Consider the following 16,865-nt stretch of genomic DNA (forward strand, 5'->3'; position numbering starts at 1 on the left):
CATGACAAGCCACATGATCCACCTCAATGGTTCGCCTGCATCTGCCTCGACACTTGCGGCAGTGGCGTTCTCGGGCGATGCCCATTTCACGGCGATGCAAATACGCGACAACGCGGTCCGCGGCCTGGACCTCCATCTTGACCGTCTGCGTCAAAACAGCGACACCGTCTTTGGCCGACACCTCCCCGACGAGACAATCTTGGACTGCCTTCGGACGGGGCTCACGGCATTCGACGCCGACTCCGCATCGATGTTCTGTTTCATCACACCGAGCCATGCGAAAACTCCACTGGGCCTCGACGTTTACGTGAGGACGGCTGGACCGGCATCTGCACCAGATGGCCCTCTCTCCCTCGATGTGGCAGGGCACGAGAGGTACCTTCCTGATGTAAAACATGCCGGAGAAATCAGCTTGGCGAGGTTCTTCGCACGCCAGGCGGCATCGCTCGGTTTCGACGACACTGCGTTCGAAGACCGGGACGGCAGGCTCAGCGAGGCGACGAAGTGGAACCTCGCCTTTTGGGACGGCGAGACCGTGACCTGGCCGCACGCCGAGTACCTCCCGGGCATCACGATGCAAGTCATCCGCCGCCAACTTCGCCTCCGGGGTGTGGCTCAGCAAACCCGTAGCATCCGTCGTGCCGACCTGAGCGATCGATGGTCTGCAGTATCCATGAATTCGACGACGCCCGGAATCCCGATATCTCGGATCGGAGACATACACCTGGCTCAGGACGAATCCTTCTTCGAAATCCTCCGCAGCGCCTATGCCGAAGAAGAATCCGTGGCGTTGGTCTAACGACGAACGCGGCCAGCGTGGGCCAGGACGTTGGGACAGTAGTACGACATCACCATCGCCGGTGGAGTGGGATCACCGTCCGGCGTTACCGGGCGTGCTCTCCGCCGTGGCCAGGTTCTGCGCGGCAGTCACCACCGTGGCACGACGCCGTTGTTGCTCGGTTTCATTGTCCGGGCCAGTGCCGGTGAGCATCTGCGCGAGTTGCGGAACACAAAACCACCATGCGGCCAAGCCGATCACCAAGAGCACCAGGTGATCGGCGGGAATAGCAGTCCCCACAGCCCCGTTGTCCTGGGCCGCAGTGTAAGCCGCAACCTTCCGTCGGTAATGCTCAGTACGGTTCGCCTCATCCGCGATGGGCCCGTCTGCGAGCCCCTCCCAGAGCAAGAGCCGCGCAAGGTCGGGGTGGTCGGCGTAGTAGTCATAGGTCCTCCCCGCGAATTCGCCAACCCGCTCGAAATCCCCGCCTTCAGGGGGGACCACCGATGCGGACAGCCGAGCGAGTTCGTCAGCGAGCACGGTATGAAACAACGCCCGCTTGTCACCGAAATAGTTGTACAAGCGTTCCTTGTTGATTCCTGCCCGTTCGGCGATGCGCGCCATGGACGTGCCGTCGGGGCCGTGCGCGGCAAATTCGACTGTTGCCGCCTCTTTGAGTCGTCTCCGCGTTCCTTCGGTATCCCAGGCCATGGAGACAAGCATACCAACTCCAACGGTGTGGTTGTATTCCACCCCGCGGACAACATAGACTGCAACCACATCGTTGGAGTTGGGAGGACATGGTGAACCACATTGATCGCACTAGCTACACAGAGGACCTGCATCGCGTGGCCGACCATTGTTACGCCTGGCTGGAACCCCCTGGCGGTTGGGGCCTGAGCAATTCCGGCGTTGTCATAGCGGGAGATGAGGTGCTGGTCATCGACACGCAGAATGACATGCGCATGGCCCGGGCCATGCGAGCAGCCCTCGACCAATGCTTCGACAGCCGAAATCCCGCACACACCACGATCGTCAATACGCATCACGACCTCGACCACTGGACAGGCAACGGCGTCTTCGACGCGGGTCGAATCATCGCGACGGACGCCGCGGTCAAAGAGATGCGCGCGACACCGGATCCGGAATCACTTCCGGATCTCGTGGAACCGGATACCGCGGTGGGCGCATGGGCACGTGGGCAAGCCGAGACTTTTGATTACACCGCCTGGACCCGCGTGGAGCCCAACGAATCATTTGCCGGATCGCGGACGATCTCCCTCGGAGACATCGCGGTACACCTGGTCGAGGTCGGACCCGCGCACACGCCCGGTGATGCAATCGTCCACGTACCGCACGACGGCGTCGTATTCGCCGGCGACATCATATTCCATCGCACAACACCCATCTCCTGGGCCAGCATTTCGGGTCAGATCCAAGCGTGCGAGACAATCCTGGCCCTCGCTCCGGACGTCGTGGTTCCCGGGCACGGTTCTGTCACAGACCAGGAGGGCGTTCGTGAGGTGCGCGATTATTTCTCGCTTGTGCAGGAACACGCGAGGCGTTCCCAGGCGGCCGGTATGCCGCTGGAGACGGCCTATCAGGACATCGATCTTGGCCCTTATGGGAACTGGCCACACTCCTCTCGTGTGTACGCGAATCTCGCTTGCGCATATGCCGAGGCCGAGGGGCGCCCGTCACCGAAGCCGACCCAGGTGATGGAACGGGTCATCGCTGATGACCACGCGTTGACAAGACAATCAGAACAGAGCACAGGAGGCAGAGAATGACTGCAGACCAGCGCGCCACCGAGCACACAGGTATCGTGCCGTTTGCTCTGAACGTTCCTACCGAGGCGATCGACGATCTTCACTCACGTCTGCGTGCCTCGCGTTTTCCGGAGCACGAGACGGTACTCAGCAACCACGATGAGTGGGCACAGGGCATCCCGCTGACGTATGTCCACGAACTGTGCCAGTACTGGCTGCACGATCATGACTGGCGTCGCCTGGAAACCGAGCTGAATGGCCTCGGCCAGTGGACCACTGAGATTGATGGCCTGGACATCCATTTCCTGCACGTCCGGTCTTCACGCGCAGATGCGCGCCCTCTGCTGATCACTCATGGGTGGCCCGGCTCGGTCCGTCGAAGCCCTGGATGTGGTCGACGGTCTGGTCAACCCGCCGGACGATGAACCCGCATTCCACGTGGTTCTGCCTTCTCTCCCCGGGTTCGGGTTCTCGGGGAAGCCCAGAACTCCCGGTTGGGATCTTCGCCGGATCGCCGACGTCTGGGCCGAACTCATGACTCGCCTCGGTTATGAGCGTTTCCTCGCCCAAGGGAGCGACTGGGGCGCGATGGTCACGATCACTCTGGCGATACATCACCCCGATCGGGTCGCCATGATGCACACGACCGTTCCTCACGCGACCCGTCCCAGCGGATTTTCGGACGATGAGCTCACCGCCACCGAGCGCGATTGGCTGGACCATGAAGAACAATTCCGGCGTACAGGCATGGGCTACGCGGCGATTCAATCCACGAGACCTCAAACCATCGGATACGGGCTCGTCGATTCACCGGCCGCTCAATTGGCCTGGATCATCGAGAAGTTTCACGATGCCGCCGATTGCCAGGGCCACCCGGAGAATGCGGTATCGCGGCACCGTATGCTCGACAACGTCGCCTTCTACTGGTTCAGCGCCTCCGGTGCATCCTCGGCCCGCCTCTATTGGGAAAGCGCTCGGAACGGCTCGGGCCTGGACATGACCACTCCGGTCACGGTTCCCACCGCGGTGTCCGTATTTCCCGAAGAGCTGCGCAAACTTCCCCGGTCCTGGGTCGAACGACGCTTCGTCGACCTCCGCCGCTGGAACGTCCTGGACCGCGGCGGACACTTTCCGATGCTGGAGACACCCACAACGTTCGTGGCCGAGCTTCGCGCCTCATTCCGCGACGCCCCCGATGAATGAGCCCTGGCGAGACTGGCCGTCTAGATCTCGGTAGACATCATCACGTCGCTCGTTGGAGCCTTGGATCCCCCTTCAGGCTCAACCGTGACGGCCACGGCGTCGGAGTCGCCCACATTTCCGGTCAACCAAACACTGGAGTCGCCACCGTTGAAGGTCTTGTCAGGCACGGGGCTGCCATCTTTCATCAGCCAGAGCTGATACTGCTTGCCCTGCCCTGGGTCCGTGAAATTCGACCCGACAAACATGGCGTCGGTTCGTTCACGGGAAGCGACCACCGTGGCAGAGGCTCCTTCCTGACTGATGTGTTTCACGGCCACGTCAGGAGCGGCCAACAGATCATCCTGACGTTGTTGCTCGTGCTGCCGCTCTGCGGTGACCTGTTGGCCATCGTTCCCGGCCTGATGGCCGAGACTCCAGCCTCCTAGTGCCAGGCCAGGCGCCAGGATGATAGCGGCCGCCGCGAGCAGCCAGCGGTTGCGACGAGCTCTCTTCGTCTCGAACCTATACAGCTTGGCCTGTGAATCGGTCTCGGAATTCCGGTCGGGGTGGCGCGTTCGTTGCCGGGCCCTTTCGGCTTCTCGGCCCGTATCACGGTCAATCGCACGGAAGACTTGTGCCTTCAGCTCCGCGGGCGGTTCCACCGCCACCGCTTCGGCCAGCCCTTCGGCGGTTCTCTGGAATGAGCTGGCTTCTTCCCGGCACCTGGAACACGTGTCCAAGTGCGCTTCGAAAGCTCGCACTTCTTCTGGCTCGAGGGCATCAACAGCGTACAGTGCAGCGTCCGAATGGACGTCGCCACTCCGATGAGCCCCCTCCATACTGTGATCTAGCACTGTTCCCCCAATACTGCCCGGAGAGTGACCAGCCCGTTCCTGATCCTGGATTTCGCTGTCCCCAACGGAATCCTCAGGTAGTGGGCCATTTGCTGATGGGTCAATCCCCGGAAATAAACCAACTCCAAGGCCTGCCGCTGAACCGGGCTCAACTGAGACAACCCCGAGTCCACGTCCTCTCTGTCCAAAGCACTTTGGACTCCGTCCCACGTCTGGTCTGCGGGGCCGCCTTCCCCCTCCCTGACTTGGTAGTACTCCTCGCGGTCACGACGTCGCGCGCTGGAACGGATCATATCCACTGCGCGGCGGTGGGCCATCGTGGACAACCAGGCTTTGGTCGTTCCACGAGCGGGATCAAATTTCACCGCCTGCTGCCAGGCCATGAGATAGACATCTTGAACAATTTCGGCGGTCAAGTCACTGGAACGGAGCAAACGAATCACGACACCGTAGACCACCGAGACGGTGGCATCGTACAGGTCAGCAAAAGCTGAATCGTCGCCTCGGGCGCTACGAGCGACCAAGGCAGCCCGATAGGCCTCGTCCGCGTCGTTCAGACCTCTCTTCGATGCCCCACGACGACCTCCCGGGGCAGCTGAGGAAGAACTCACATGATCTCTCTAACTTCTCGAGGTGCTGCACGCCCGATACGACGGCAGCATTCGCCCCGCAGGGCAGTCCTCTCCCGGCCCACGCCACTCGTCCGCCGGGCGGCGTTTCTGTGTGATCCCGGGTGGGATGTACCTCTGATTCGGTACCGCCGCGCATATGGATGTGTGTTCCCGGCCTCTGAATCCGGCCGCGTCGGAACGAGACAGACGGCACTGCAACGACGCGCGCCACCCATCAGGCGCTGAAGGACGGGACCGCGGTAGTGGTTCTAGACGGCGTTGGCCCCATGAATCTGAGCCAGACCTACCAGCAGGAAATGAGCCCGCTGGACGACTCATTGCCGTTGGCGGCAACCCTGCCTGCAGCGTGCGGGCCCTGAACGCCTCGCAAATGGGCGCTGTCCCTGAGGGCGGCGTCGATGCCGAGGTCGGCCAGAAAACCGACCCTTCCTCCACCGCAGTAGGCATTGGTGCCGGTGCAGTCGGGCTGGCGGCAGTAGGTAGAGGGGTCGTGTATCTGCAGCGTCGCTACCGGACCTGAGCCCAAACCCAGGACGACAGCACCATCATGAGTCATACCAAGTTCGGCACCCGCGGATTCATCAGAGAAGACACCTACGTGGTCTACGCCGTGTTCGAGAGCCACAACGGCTGAATTCGCCCCACCACGTGGCGACACCTCACCACTGGTGTCCGGGCGAAGGAGTGCGCTCGACGTCGATGGATCCCCGATACGTCCGCTGACTCGACTTTGTGCTCGCCACCGCCAATCCAACAACGGCCTCGCTCCGAATACCTGGGTATCTGCACCCGATGTGAGTACAAGGTACCCCGAATCGAAAATCATCTGATGGATACGACCACTGCACCGGCGCCCTCGGCCCGGGCAACCGAGACCTCGACGCGCAGAACCGAGCTGACGCCCGCCCAGCGGGGCATCTGGTATGCCCAGCAACTGGATACGGGCAACGCGACCTACCAGATCGGCCAGTACCTGGAGTTCGACGAACGGATCGATGCCCAGGTGTTCAGCATCGCCTGGACGAAGACTGTCCGGGACATCGACGCACTCTCCTTGCGATTCGACGCGGACCGCGATGGGCCCTTCGCGACGATGGAGCGTCCCGACCCGTCGGACCACTTGGTGTCCACCGTGGACCTCAGCGACCTGAGCCCTCGCGAAGCCCGCGACGTCGCAGACCAGCGGATGACCGAGGACCTCGCCACTCCCCGGGTTCCCGGTTCCGAAGATCTCAGCGCCGCCGTGTTGTTCCAGCTTCCACGTGGACAGAGCCTCTTCTACCAACGCATGCATCACATCATGGTGGACGGATACTCGGCCGTCATGGTCACCAGTTACCTCTCACGGGTTTATTCGGCCTTGATCCAGCGGGTCCCTCCCGAGAGCCTCAGCAACCGGCTGGGTTCACGCATCGCTCAGGCGGCTGCCGCTATCCCCTCGCCGTTCCCCAGTCACGAGGACCTCCTGGCCGACCTTCACAGCTACCACCGTTCCTCCCAGCATACGGAGGACGAGGCGTTCTGGCGCCGTGAAATCCAGGACGACGCCGCGATCGAGGGGCTCGAGGGAACCCCGAACGGTCCGGCGAAAGAGGTCGTGCGGGTCCGGAGAGCGCTGACCGAACGTGAGGCGAAGCCGTTGCGCGAGCTCGGCCGCGATATCCCTCGCACCGTGATCGCGGTGGTCGGCATGTACCTGGGACGGATCACCGGCCAGGAAGAGATCTCCGTGGGCCTGCCTGTGACCGCCCGACGCGGCCGCATCGCCAAGTCCATCCCGTCGATGCTCTCCAACATCCTTCCCCTGCGGCTGAAGGTGTCTCCCGGCCAGAGCATCGAGGACACCGTGCTGCGTGCCGGAAAGACTGTGCGCAACGCCGTCCGCCATCAGCGCTTCCGGCTCGAGGAACTCCCACAGGCTCCCAGCATGTCCGGCACCTCCGTGAACTTCCTTCCCGTGAGCGAGGACCTGGAATTCGGCAGGGCCTCGGCGCGCGTCAATATCCTCGCCACGGGTCCGGTCCACGATCTCTCCGTGGTCCTCTCCGGACTGGGCAGCACCGATGCCGAACCGACTCTCCTCCTGGAGGGTGACGCCGCCCTGCACAGCGCGGAGACCCTGCAAGAGCACGCGGATCGGCTGCTCCGGTTCATTGCCTCCGCCCTGGAGACGCCGACCACCACCGTGGATCAGGTCCAACTCACCACGGAGCACGAAGGCGCCCGGCTGTTGGAGCACGGAGCCGGGTCTCGCCGCACCATCGAGCCCCTCAGCATCGTGGAGTCCTTCGCCTCGATCGCCGCCGATCGCCCAAACGAGACAGCCGTCGTCGCCCCAGACGGGACGCTGAGCTTCGGGAAGCTCGAGGAAGACTCCACCCGGTTGGCCAACTATTTGCTCACGTGCGGAGCGGGTCCTGGCAATGCGATCGCCGTACGCGTGGAGCGCAGCGCAAACCTTCCCGTGCTTGTGCTCGCCGTGCTCAAATCCGGCAGCGCCTATGTGCCCCTGGACCCGGAGTACCCCGTGGAGCGCGTGGCCGAGATGATCGAAGACTCCGACCCCGCGCTCATGCTGACCAGCCATTCGCAAGCGGCAAAGGACCGACAGGCGGGTACGCCGTGGAGCTTGCGGACGCTGGCAACGGATGCGGACACCGAACAGGGATGGCACCAATGTTCCCCCAACCCTCGAGGGCTTCCAGAGGCCTCCCAGCACGATCTCGCCTATGTGATCTTCACGTCCGGAAGCACCGGACGTCCCAAGGGGGTCGGCGTCGAGCGCATAGCGTTGCGCAATCTCTACCAGGAGCATCGGGCCGAACTCTTCGAGCCGACCCGGGCCCGCCTCGGTCGGCGCGTGCGGGTCGCGCATACCGCCGGTCTCTCTTTCGACGCCGCCTGGGACCCTTTGCTGTGGCTCTTCGCCGGACACGAGCTGCATCTCGTGGACGATCAGGCCCGGCGGGATCCTCAGGCTCTCGCCGCGTTGCTCAAGGACCACGAGATCGATGTCATCGAGACCACCCCGTCCTTCGCGGAGGCCCTGCTGGACACGGACCTCCTGAACGCCACCACCGACGACTCTCCCCAACCTCACCCGTCGCTCATTGCCGTGGGCGGCGAAGACCTTCGCCAAGACCTCTGGGACCGGCTGGCTGACCTGTCCGGCGTCCGGGCCGTGAATCTCTATGGGCCGACGGAAACAACGGTGGACAGCATGGTCACCGACGTCGGCGCCGAGGATCAGCCGCACATCGGTTCCTCGGTGCGCAATAGCCGACACTATGTCCTGGACAGCGGCCTGCGTCCGGTCCCGGACGGTGCCGTGGGTGAGCTCTACCTGGCGGGTGTGAACGTGGCCCGGGGCTACGTGGGCCAGCCCGGCTCGAGTGCTTCACGGTTTGTCCCCGACCCCTTCGCCGACGACGGCTCGCGGATGTACCGGACCGGCGACGTCGTGCGTCGCCGCCGGGACTCGACGTTGCGGTTCATGGGGCGCGCCGACGACCAGATCAAGATCCGCGGCTATCGGGTCGAGCTGAGCGAGGTGGAGACGGCGCTCAGCTCTCTTCACGACGTCGGCCGGGCGGCCGCGGTGGTCCACGGGGACGGGCCGACGACCCGAATCATCGGTTACGTGTCCAAGACCGGGGACCGCTCGGAAACCGTCCTGGACGGGTACCAGCTGAAAGAGGAGCTCCGGCACCGGTTGCCTGAGTACATGGTTCCCGCCGGGGTGGTTGTGCTGGACGACTTTCCGCTCACGGTCAACGGCAAGCTCGACCGCAAGGCGCTGCCCGAGCCACGGACGCAGGATGCCGAGACGCAACGCCCGAGGACTGTCCTCGAACGCGACGTGGCCGCCGAGTTCGCCGACGTCCTGGGGCTCGACGCCGACGGGCTGGGCATTGACGAGGACTTCTTCGCAGCCGGCGGACACTCGCTCCTGGCGACTCGTTTGGCTGCACAGCTGACCGACCGGTTGGAGATCGACGTCCGGGTACGCGACGTCTTCGACCGCCCCACGGTGGCCGCCATGGCTGCGCGACTCCAGCATGCAGATTCCGTGTCCGCCGTCGACACGCTGCGGCGACGGACGCGTCCGGACACGGTGCCGGTTTCCTTGGCCCAGCGCCGGCTGTGGTTCCTGGCCCAGCTCGAACCGGACTCGCCGGCCTACAACATTCCCGTGGTCCTGCACCTGACGGGCCGCCTTGACGCGACCGCGCTGGAAGAGGCGCTGGCCGATATCGCCTGGCGCCACGAACCGCTACGCACGATCTTCCCCGCTCGCGACGGTGAGCCGGAGCAGAAGGTCTTGAACGGAGAGGCCGGTCGGCCCCGATTCACCGCGGTGACTGTTCCTGCCGATCGCTTCGAGTACGTGGTGCGGCAGGAAGCCTCACGCCCCTTCGACATCACGCGGGAGACGCCGCTGCGCACCGTGCTGCTCAGTACATCACCCGAAGATCACACACTGGTGATGGTCATGCACCATATCGCCTCGGACGGTTGGTCGCTGGCGCCCTTGGCTCGCGATCTCTCGGCAGCCTATGCCGCCCGGGTTCGGAACGAAACGCCCCAGTTCGATGAGCTCGCCGTGACCTACGTCGACTTCAGCCTGTGGCAGCGGGAGCATCTGGACGCGAACACGGACCGATCCGGCGAAGTGCATCGGCAGATCGCCTTCTGGCGGGACAGGTTAGAAGGAGCGCCGGCGGAAATCGGTCTGCCTCGGGACCGCCCGCGGGGCCTGGCCCCCGAGGGAATGGTCGAGAACGAGGAGCAGGGAACGGAAGAAGCCATCGCGAACGTCGGTCCGTCGATGGGCCGCGTAGAAAAACTCGAAAGCTCGCTCGACGCCGCCGCCCATGCCGCTCTGCGCGAGGTCGCGGCCGATCACAGGGCAAGCCTCTTCATGGTTTTGCACACCGCGCTGGCCGTGGCCCTGAAGCAGCACGGGGCAGGCGAGGACATCGTGATCGGCGCTCCCGTCGCCGGCCGCACCGATCCACGGTTGAACGAACTCGTCGGGTTCTTCGTCAACACGCTGGCGCTTCGTACTTCACTGGATCGGGACCCGGAGCTCGGCGAACTCCTCGACCGCGTCCGGGAATCGGATCTAGCTGCTTACGCGCATCAAGACCTGCCCTTTGACGCGGTCGTCGATGCGGTCAGTCCCCCACGCACACCGGATATGCACCCGGTATTCCAGGTCATGCTGACCCTGCAAAACACCGAGCCCGCCGTCATATCCCTCGATGGGGTCGAGGTCACGGTGCCTCCCCAGGTGACGAGTGCCGGGGTGAAGACAGATCTGATGATGGACGTGGACGCTCCCGCGGGCGAGGACGGACCGCTCGGTCTGTCCTTGGGCTTCGACCGGTCCCTGTTCGACAGGGGCACGGCGCAGAGCATTCTCGACGGCGTCGTCCGAGTACTCGAGGTGTGGCAGCACTCCTCGGCGCGCCGAGTCTCTGAGTTGTCCTCGGTGCATCCGAGAACGTCGGCCTGGCTCGAGGAACACAGTTCCGGCGCACCAGTGGAGGCCTCCGGCACGATCATCGACACGCTCGCCGCAACCGCACGCCGCTGGCCGGACTCACCGGCGCTGTCCGATCGGAACAGGGCACTGGACTTCGTCCAATTGTCGGCGTCCGTGGACGATGGCGCCGCGCACTTGGCCGCAGCGGGCGTGGAGCCCGGAGACCGCGTGATCATCGCTCTTCCGCGCACGGTCCACGCGCTCATCGGCGTCCTGGCGAGCTTGCGCGCCGGCGCGGTCGCCGTGCCGGTCGATGTCTCCTATCCCCCGCCCCGTATTGCCCGGATCGTCTCGGGTTCGGAGCCCAAGGCCGCGATCGTGGACGCTGGGACCCTCTCCGAGGTTGTGCAGGATGCACTGGCGTCCACGCCGACACCCGTACGGTTCCTCGATCCAACGGACCTGGAGGGTCCGGCCGAGCACCCGGTCCCGGCACACCCGGCACCGGGAGACACCGCCTACCTCGTGCACACGTCGGGGACAACGGGCGTGCCCAAGGCCGTCCAGGTGCCGCATCGTGCGCTGCAGAATGTCTATGTCCACCACCACGAACATCTGGTGGAACCCCATCAACGAGCCTGCGCCGAAGGTTTGCCTCGCATGCTTCATCTCAGCGGGCTCGGTTTCGACGCCGCCTGGGACCCGCTGCTGTGGCTCGTCGGTGGGACCACGCTGGAGATTCCCTCGGAAGAACAACGGGTCAATGCCGAAAGCGTTGCCGCCCTTCTGGTCGATGGCGATATTGCCGTCCTGGAGACCACTCCGTCGTATCTTCGCCAGCTGATCGCCGTCGGGTTGATCGACTCTCTCCGCGAGCGCAGCAGCAGACTGACCGTTGCCCTCGGCGGTGAGGCCGTGCCGGCTGCGCTGTGGCGAAAGATCGTCGACACCCCGGAACTGTCGGGGTGGAATCTGTACGGGCCCAGTGAATTCACCGTGGACTCCGTGCTGGGCCGGATGACCGGAACTGAACCTCATATCGGTCGGCCGATTGGCAACGTCACCGCACGCGTCCTGGACCCGTATCTCTCAGTCGTGCCGCCCGGGGTCGAGGGGGAACTGTATCTCTCGGGTCTGTCCGAAGCGCACGGCTATCGCGGTCGCCCAGGGGAAACTTCCGTCCGGTTCGTACCTGATCCGTGGACGTCCGGGGGCAGGTTGTACCGCACCGGCGATATCGTTCGCCGTCGTGCGGACGGCACGCTCGATTTCCTTCGGCGTGACGACGACCAGGTCAAGATCCGTGGCTACCGCATCGAACTTGCTGAGGTGGAATCAGTGCTCGGTACCGTCGACGGCGTCGACTCTGTCATCGTTCGGGTGGTGGCCCCTGGAGGGGCTGAGACCGCCCAGCTCGCGGCTTGGTTGGTGACCGATCGTGAGCTCGAGGTGGTGCTGTCCGAGGCGGCTCGGCTCCTGCCCTCGTACATGCTCCCGACGCGTCTGACGCGCATTGACTCGGTCCCTCTGACGGCGCACGGCAAGGTTGATGATTCCTCTCTGCCGGATCCGCAGGACCGGGCGAGCGACTCCGCCCCCAGAAACGAGCACGAGCGGAAGGTATGCGACCTCATGGGAGAGGTCTTGGGGATCTCCGGGGTGGGTCCCGAGGACGACTTCTTCGCCCTGGGCGGGCATTCGTTGCTGGCTGTCTCGCTCGTGGGGCGGTTGCAACACGAGCTGGGCCTCGACGTGCCGTTGCGCGCGGTCTTTGAGGGTGGGTCCCCTCGTCGGCTGCTCTCGCTGGCTTCCGCGCCCGGTCGCCCTCTCCGGGATGAGGATGCCGGAGAACGCGGCACCGACACCGCACCGGATGTCGTGCGGGAGGTGCTCGACCAGCCCTTGGCGGATTGGGCGAAGGAGCATCCGCGTGACTCCGTCGACCCCATGCCGCTGACTGCCGGCCAGCACCGCCTCTGGTTCCTGAACCGCCTCGATCCCGAGAGCGCCGAGTACAACGTGGTCCTGCATGTGCGGCTCGACGGTGAACTCGACACCGGGGCGATGGCGGCCGCCGTGGACGATCTCGTCGCTCGGCACGAGGTGTTGCGCACGAGCTACCCTGCGGAGCTTTCTGGGGACAGCGGTGAGCCGATTCCGGTTCAGCGCGTCCACGATCCCGTGACGGGAGTGCTTGGAGAGACGCCCCTGGATCTTTCGTCCGGCTTCGATCTGACCCGCCAGACACCTTTGCGCGCCGCGCTGGTCCGTCTCGGCGAGAACAGCTGGCGGCTGGAATTGGTGATTCACCATATCGCCACGGACGGCGCGTCCCTCGGCCCTCTGGTCCGGGATCTCGGCGCAGCCTACGCCGCCCGACTCTGCGACGAGACCGCTCTCCTCCGCCCCCTGCGGGTCCAGTTCGGCGACGTCGCACGCCGGGAACGGCACGCTGTGGCCCAGCGGGATGATGCCGGCCGCGCCGAGGACGCCGCCCTGGAGCGCTGGGCGGACCGCCTGGCCGGCATCCCAGAAGAGCTTCAGCTGCCTTTCTCGGGCAGGGGCGCGGAGTCGGCGCGCCAGCCCGCGGGACAGGTGTCCTTCGCACTTCCCGCCGGGTTGGCGGCCCACATCGCGGAGCTCTCCGCGGCCCGGTCCGCGAGTGGCTTCCACGTTTGGCTCGCGGCCCTGGCGGGGTATTTTCGCCGCATCGGGGCTGGGCCCGACATCGTGCTCGGCACTCCTTCGGCCGGACGGCGAGACCCGGATATGCAGGATCTCATCGGGTTCTTCGTGAACACGCTGCCGATCCGTCTGCCGTTGGACGGCGAGTCCGCGAACTTCTACGACGCCGTCGATATCGCCCGGGGCCAGACTCTGGACGCGCTCGAGGACGAGCACGTGCCGTTCGAACGTATTGTGGAGCGTCTTGAGCCGGAGCGGCGGCTGGGCCGGCATCCGATCTTTCAGACCATGCTCTCGGTCGAGGAACCCTCCGATGTGAAGCTGGATCTGCAAGGCGTGACGGCAACCGTCCTGGACCCTGGGACCACGGGCGACGCGAAAATGGACCTGTCTTTCACCCTGCGTCCGGGCAGGGAGCCGGCGGAAGAAATCGGCGGCGTATTGGAGTACAACGCCGCGAAGTTCACCGCGGCCTCCGCCCGCAGGCTGGTGGAAGGGTGGATCCAGTTCGTTGCGGAGGCCGTTCAGCAGCCGGAGAGGCCTGTTCTCGAAACTCCCCTGACGGGGCTGGCGTCTCCGCTGAGGCCCTGGCCGTACCGTGGATCGGTGCACGAGACTGCTACCGCCCGCCCCGGTGCGGAACAGCCGCAATCCTTGACGGAGGCGACGGACACTTCCGACGTTTTCGACGCGACACTGCGCCAGGTCCCCGACCATACGGCCCTGGTCGCACCGGACAGGACCCTCACCTTCTCCGCAGTGGACGAACGCGTCCGTCAGCTGGCCAACGGGCTCACCGCCGAGGGAGTTGAATCCGGCGACGTCGTCGCCCTGTGTCTGCCGCGGTCCGCCGACACGATGGCCGGGGTGTTGGCCGTGTGGCGAGCCGGCGGCGTCGCGCTTCCCATAGACATCTCCCTGCCGGAGACCCGGGTGGCCGACATGCTGGCCGTTTCGGGGGCACGCCTGGTCATTCACAGCGACGAAGAACCTCCCGCCGGCTTGAGTTCGTCCTCGTCCCTGGCCCGCGACGCCGCCGGCCTCGGAGGAATATCCGGGCAACGAGTGCTCGGCATCGCGGCGTTGATCGAGTCCGGGCGGCCGACCCGGGAAGCGGATATCGCGGCCGGACGGACGTCACGTGCCGTCCACAACCGCCCGGACCAGGCCGCTTACGTGATCTTCACTTCGGGGACCACGGGCAGGCCCAAGGCCGTCCAGGTCCCGCACCGTGCCCTGAACCATCTGCTGGTATCCCACCTCGGGACGATCATCCCGAACCCGCGGGAGCAGCGGGTGCGGCTGGCCCACACCACCGGGGTGGGCTTCGACGCCGCTATGGATCCCGTCCTCTGGCTGTTGGCGGGCCACGAGGTGCATCTGGTCGGCGACGAGACCCGACGCAATCCGGAGGCCCTCGCGACCCTTTTCGCCGACCGGGGCATCACCGCGTGGGAAAGCACGCCGAGCTACGTCAGCGCACTGACCGCGCATTCCCGACTGCCCGATCTGCTCGCATCACAGACGGTGGAGAACCCGTTTACCCTTCTGTTGGGCGGAGAACCGGTGGATCCCGGCCTGTGGACCTGGCTGCGTGGATTCAGCGGTGTCCGCGCGTGGAACCTCTATGGCCCCACAGAGGTGGGGGTCGATGCGCTCGTCGCCGATGTGTCAGCGGATCCTCGGCCCGATCTCGGTTCGCCGACCGCGTCCACGCGGGCGTATGTCTTGGACGATCGGCTCCGACCGGTGCCGGACGGGGCCACGGGTGAACTGTGGCTGGCCGGTCCGCAGCTGGCCGACGGCTACGCCGGTCAGCCGTCCATGACCGCCTCGTCCTTCTCACCCGACCCGTTCTCCAAGGACGGCAGCCGCATGTACCGTACCGGCGATCTGGTGCTCGTGGAGCGGCCCGATGACGGTGGCGACGAACCACCCAAGCCACCCCTCGATGAGCACGGAGCACACCGCCGGCTCCGAGATCTCGCCCCACGCATCCGCACGCTCGGGCGAGCCGATTCGCAGGTCAAGATCCGGGGCTACCGGGTGGAACCGACCGAGGTCGAGGCTCTGCTGCGCGCCGAGGCCGACGTCGCCGAAGCCGTGGTCCGGGCCCGCGAGACACACCGTGGGACCGAGTTGATCGCCTGGATCGTTCCGCAGGGACGCCAGTGCGATGATTCGCAGGAGTTCTCCACAGAACTGCTCCACGAGCTCGGACGCCAGCTGCCCGGCTACATGGTCCCGGCCACGGTCCAGTGCCTGGCCGAAATCCCCTTGACGCCTCACGGAAAGGTCGACGACGCCGCTCTCCCCGAGCCGGAACGGTTGAGCCCTGCTCGACCGGGCCGCGCTCCGAACACTCCCGCCGAACGTTCAGTGGCGCGGGCCTTCGAAACCGTCCTGGGAGTCACCGAGGTCTCGGCGACGGAGTCGTTCTTCGCCCTCGGCGGCCATTCGTTCCTCGCTCAGCCCACGATTGCGGCCGTCAACTCGGAGCTCGGTTCCGAGCTCCCGGTCCAGGCCATCTTTCAGGGGCCCACGGTGGAGGCTCTGGCGGCGCTGGCCGAATCGGGGCGGCATGAAGTCTCCAATAGCCTCCGACCGGTGCTTCCGCTGCGTTCCGAAGGGCACGGCACACCGATCTTCGCTGTTCACCCAGTGAGCGGCCTGTCCTGGGCATTCTCCGCGCTCCTGTCACATCTGGAGACGGAGCGACCGCTCTTGGGGCTTCAGATGCACGGCCTGGCCCCGGATGAACCCGAGATCACGGAACCGGCGTCGATGCAGGAGCTCGTCTCCCGGTACATCACCACGATTCAGGAAGAACAGCCTCAGGGGCCGTACCACCTGGTCGGATGGTCGCTCGGAGGCCGGCTGGCCCACAGGATCGCCGCCGAGTTGCAGCACCGCGGTCACCAGGTGTCGACTCTCGCGGTGATGGATGCCTATCCGGAAGGAGATTCCGCGGCCGCCTTGGAGACCGACCAAGACCTCTGGCGAAGCCTCCTCACAAATATCGGAGCCGAGGTCCCGGAGGACGAGGTGCTCGACGTTCATCGCGTCGCGGAGCTCATGGAAGAGGCGGGAAGCTCTCTGGCGGCCGTTCCGGAGGCAGTCATGGACACGATCATCCGGAGGTTCCGCACCATTGCGGGTCTCCTGGACACTGCGCCCATCCCCGTTGTCGACGGAGACATGCGCGTCATGGAGGCGACGCACAACGTCCCTGCGGGGCGCCCCACCCCGGATTCGTGGTCGTCCTATGTGAACGGGCACGTGACCGTGGACAAAATCCCGGCGGCACATGCGGACATGCTCACCCCCGAGTCGGCACGCCACGTGGCGGCCGCCCTTCAGCGGTGGGGAACCCTGTGAGCCCCGGGCGGGGTCCGAGGGTGCGCATCAGAAGGCGTCACGGCAATCCGATTGCGCAACCGCTCCGAACTGACTATGTACCTGCCTGACCTGATCGGG

Annotated in this window: 9 protein-coding genes; 5 read left to right on the top strand and 4 right to left on the bottom strand. The window is 65.2% G+C overall.

The genetic code is table 11. The annotated features are described in order from the left end of the window. Nucleotides 1-13 precede the first annotated feature (13 nt). On the top strand, nucleotides 14-799 hold the full coding sequence (locus tag AB0Y14_RS06860; RefSeq protein ID WP_436588842.1) for an aminotransferase class IV: 786 nt from the start codon (nucleotides 14-16) through the stop codon (nucleotides 797-799). 72 nt (nucleotides 800-871) lie between these two features. On the opposite strand, the gene AB0Y14_RS06865 is transcribed toward AB0Y14_RS06860, so the two are convergent. After that, nucleotides 872-1,489 (bottom strand): TetR family transcriptional regulator, encoded by a 618-nt coding sequence (locus AB0Y14_RS06865; protein ID WP_436588435.1) that lies wholly within the window; start codon nucleotides 1,487-1,489, stop codon nucleotides 872-874. An 89-nt stretch (nucleotides 1,490-1,578) separates the two neighbouring features. Between AB0Y14_RS06865 and AB0Y14_RS06870 the strand changes: the two genes are divergently transcribed. From AB0Y14_RS06870 to AB0Y14_RS06880, 3 genes are read left to right on the top strand one after another with little or no spacing between them, the layout of a single operon-like run. Further along, complete coding sequence (locus AB0Y14_RS06870) at nucleotides 1,579-2,568, top strand: MBL fold metallo-hydrolase (protein ID WP_436588436.1); 990 nt, start codon at nucleotides 1,579-1,581, stop codon at nucleotides 2,566-2,568. After that, entirely contained in the window at nucleotides 2,565-2,972 is a 408-nt protein-coding gene (locus tag AB0Y14_RS06875) for an epoxide hydrolase N-terminal domain-containing protein (protein WP_436588437.1), read from the top strand. The genes AB0Y14_RS06870 and AB0Y14_RS06875 overlap by 4 nt, the downstream gene beginning before the upstream one ends. Further along, the gene (locus tag AB0Y14_RS06880; RefSeq protein WP_436588438.1) at nucleotides 2,902-3,750 is read left to right on the top strand and encodes an alpha/beta fold hydrolase; all 849 of its coding nucleotides are present in this window, start codon (nucleotides 2,902-2,904) and stop codon (nucleotides 3,748-3,750) included. Before AB0Y14_RS06875 ends, AB0Y14_RS06880 begins: the two co-directional genes overlap by 71 nt. Nucleotides 3,751-3,770: 20 nt before the next feature. Here AB0Y14_RS06880 and AB0Y14_RS06885 read toward each other — a convergent pair whose 3' ends face one another. The 3 genes from AB0Y14_RS06885 to AB0Y14_RS06895 form a co-directional block, all read right to left on the bottom strand. Beyond that, the gene (locus AB0Y14_RS06885) at nucleotides 3,771-4,568 is read right to left on the bottom strand and encodes an anti-sigma factor (protein WP_436588843.1); all 798 of its coding nucleotides are present in this window, start codon (nucleotides 4,566-4,568) and stop codon (nucleotides 3,771-3,773) included. Nucleotides 4,569-4,576: 8 nt separating this feature from the next. Then, the gene (locus tag AB0Y14_RS06890) at nucleotides 4,577-5,194 is read right to left on the bottom strand and encodes a sigma-70 family RNA polymerase sigma factor (protein ID WP_436588439.1); all 618 of its coding nucleotides are present in this window, start codon (nucleotides 5,192-5,194) and stop codon (nucleotides 4,577-4,579) included. 304 nt (nucleotides 5,195-5,498) lie between these two features. Further along, the gene (locus AB0Y14_RS06895; protein ID WP_436588440.1) at nucleotides 5,499-5,771 is read right to left on the bottom strand and encodes a hypothetical protein; all 273 of its coding nucleotides are present in this window, start codon (nucleotides 5,769-5,771) and stop codon (nucleotides 5,499-5,501) included. 273 nt (nucleotides 5,772-6,044) lie between these two features. On the opposite strand from AB0Y14_RS06895, the gene AB0Y14_RS06900 reads away from it, so the two are divergent. Further along, complete coding sequence (locus AB0Y14_RS06900) at nucleotides 6,045-16,766, top strand: amino acid adenylation domain-containing protein (RefSeq protein WP_436588441.1); 10,722 nt, start codon at nucleotides 6,045-6,047, stop codon at nucleotides 16,764-16,766. Nucleotides 16,767-16,865 lie beyond the last annotated feature (99 nt).

The organism is Rothia sp. HC945, from assembly GCF_051370785.1.
In the GTDB taxonomy this organism is placed as follows: Bacteria; Actinomycetota; Actinomycetes; order Actinomycetales; family Micrococcaceae; genus Rothia.

Bases quoted from the DNA above. Each gene is read 5' to 3' on its own strand.
- AB0Y14_RS06860 (WP_436588842.1), top strand. From the start codon at position 14: ATGATCCACCTCAATGGTTCGCCTGCATCTGCCTCGACACTTGCGGCA.
- AB0Y14_RS06875 (WP_436588437.1), top strand. From the start codon at position 2,565: ATGACTGCAGACCAGCGCGCCACCGAGCACACAGGTATCGTGCCGTTT.
- AB0Y14_RS06880 (WP_436588438.1), top strand. From the start codon at position 2,902: ATGGGTGGCCCGGCTCGGTCCGTCGAAGCCCTGGATGTGGTCGACGGT.
- AB0Y14_RS06895 (WP_436588440.1), bottom strand. From the start codon at position 5,771: ATGACTCATGATGGTGCTGTCGTCCTGGGTTTGGGCTCAGGTCCGGTA.
- AB0Y14_RS06885 (WP_436588843.1), bottom strand. From the start codon at position 4,568: ATGGAGGGGGCTCATCGGAGTGGCGACGTCCATTCGGACGCTGCACTG.
- AB0Y14_RS06900 (WP_436588441.1), top strand. From the start codon at position 6,045: ATGGATACGACCACTGCACCGGCGCCCTCGGCCCGGGCAACCGAGACC.
- AB0Y14_RS06870 (WP_436588436.1), top strand. From the start codon at position 1,579: ATGGTGAACCACATTGATCGCACTAGCTACACAGAGGACCTGCATCGC.
- AB0Y14_RS06865 (WP_436588435.1), bottom strand. From the start codon at position 1,489: ATGGCCTGGGATACCGAAGGAACGCGGAGACGACTCAAAGAGGCGGCA.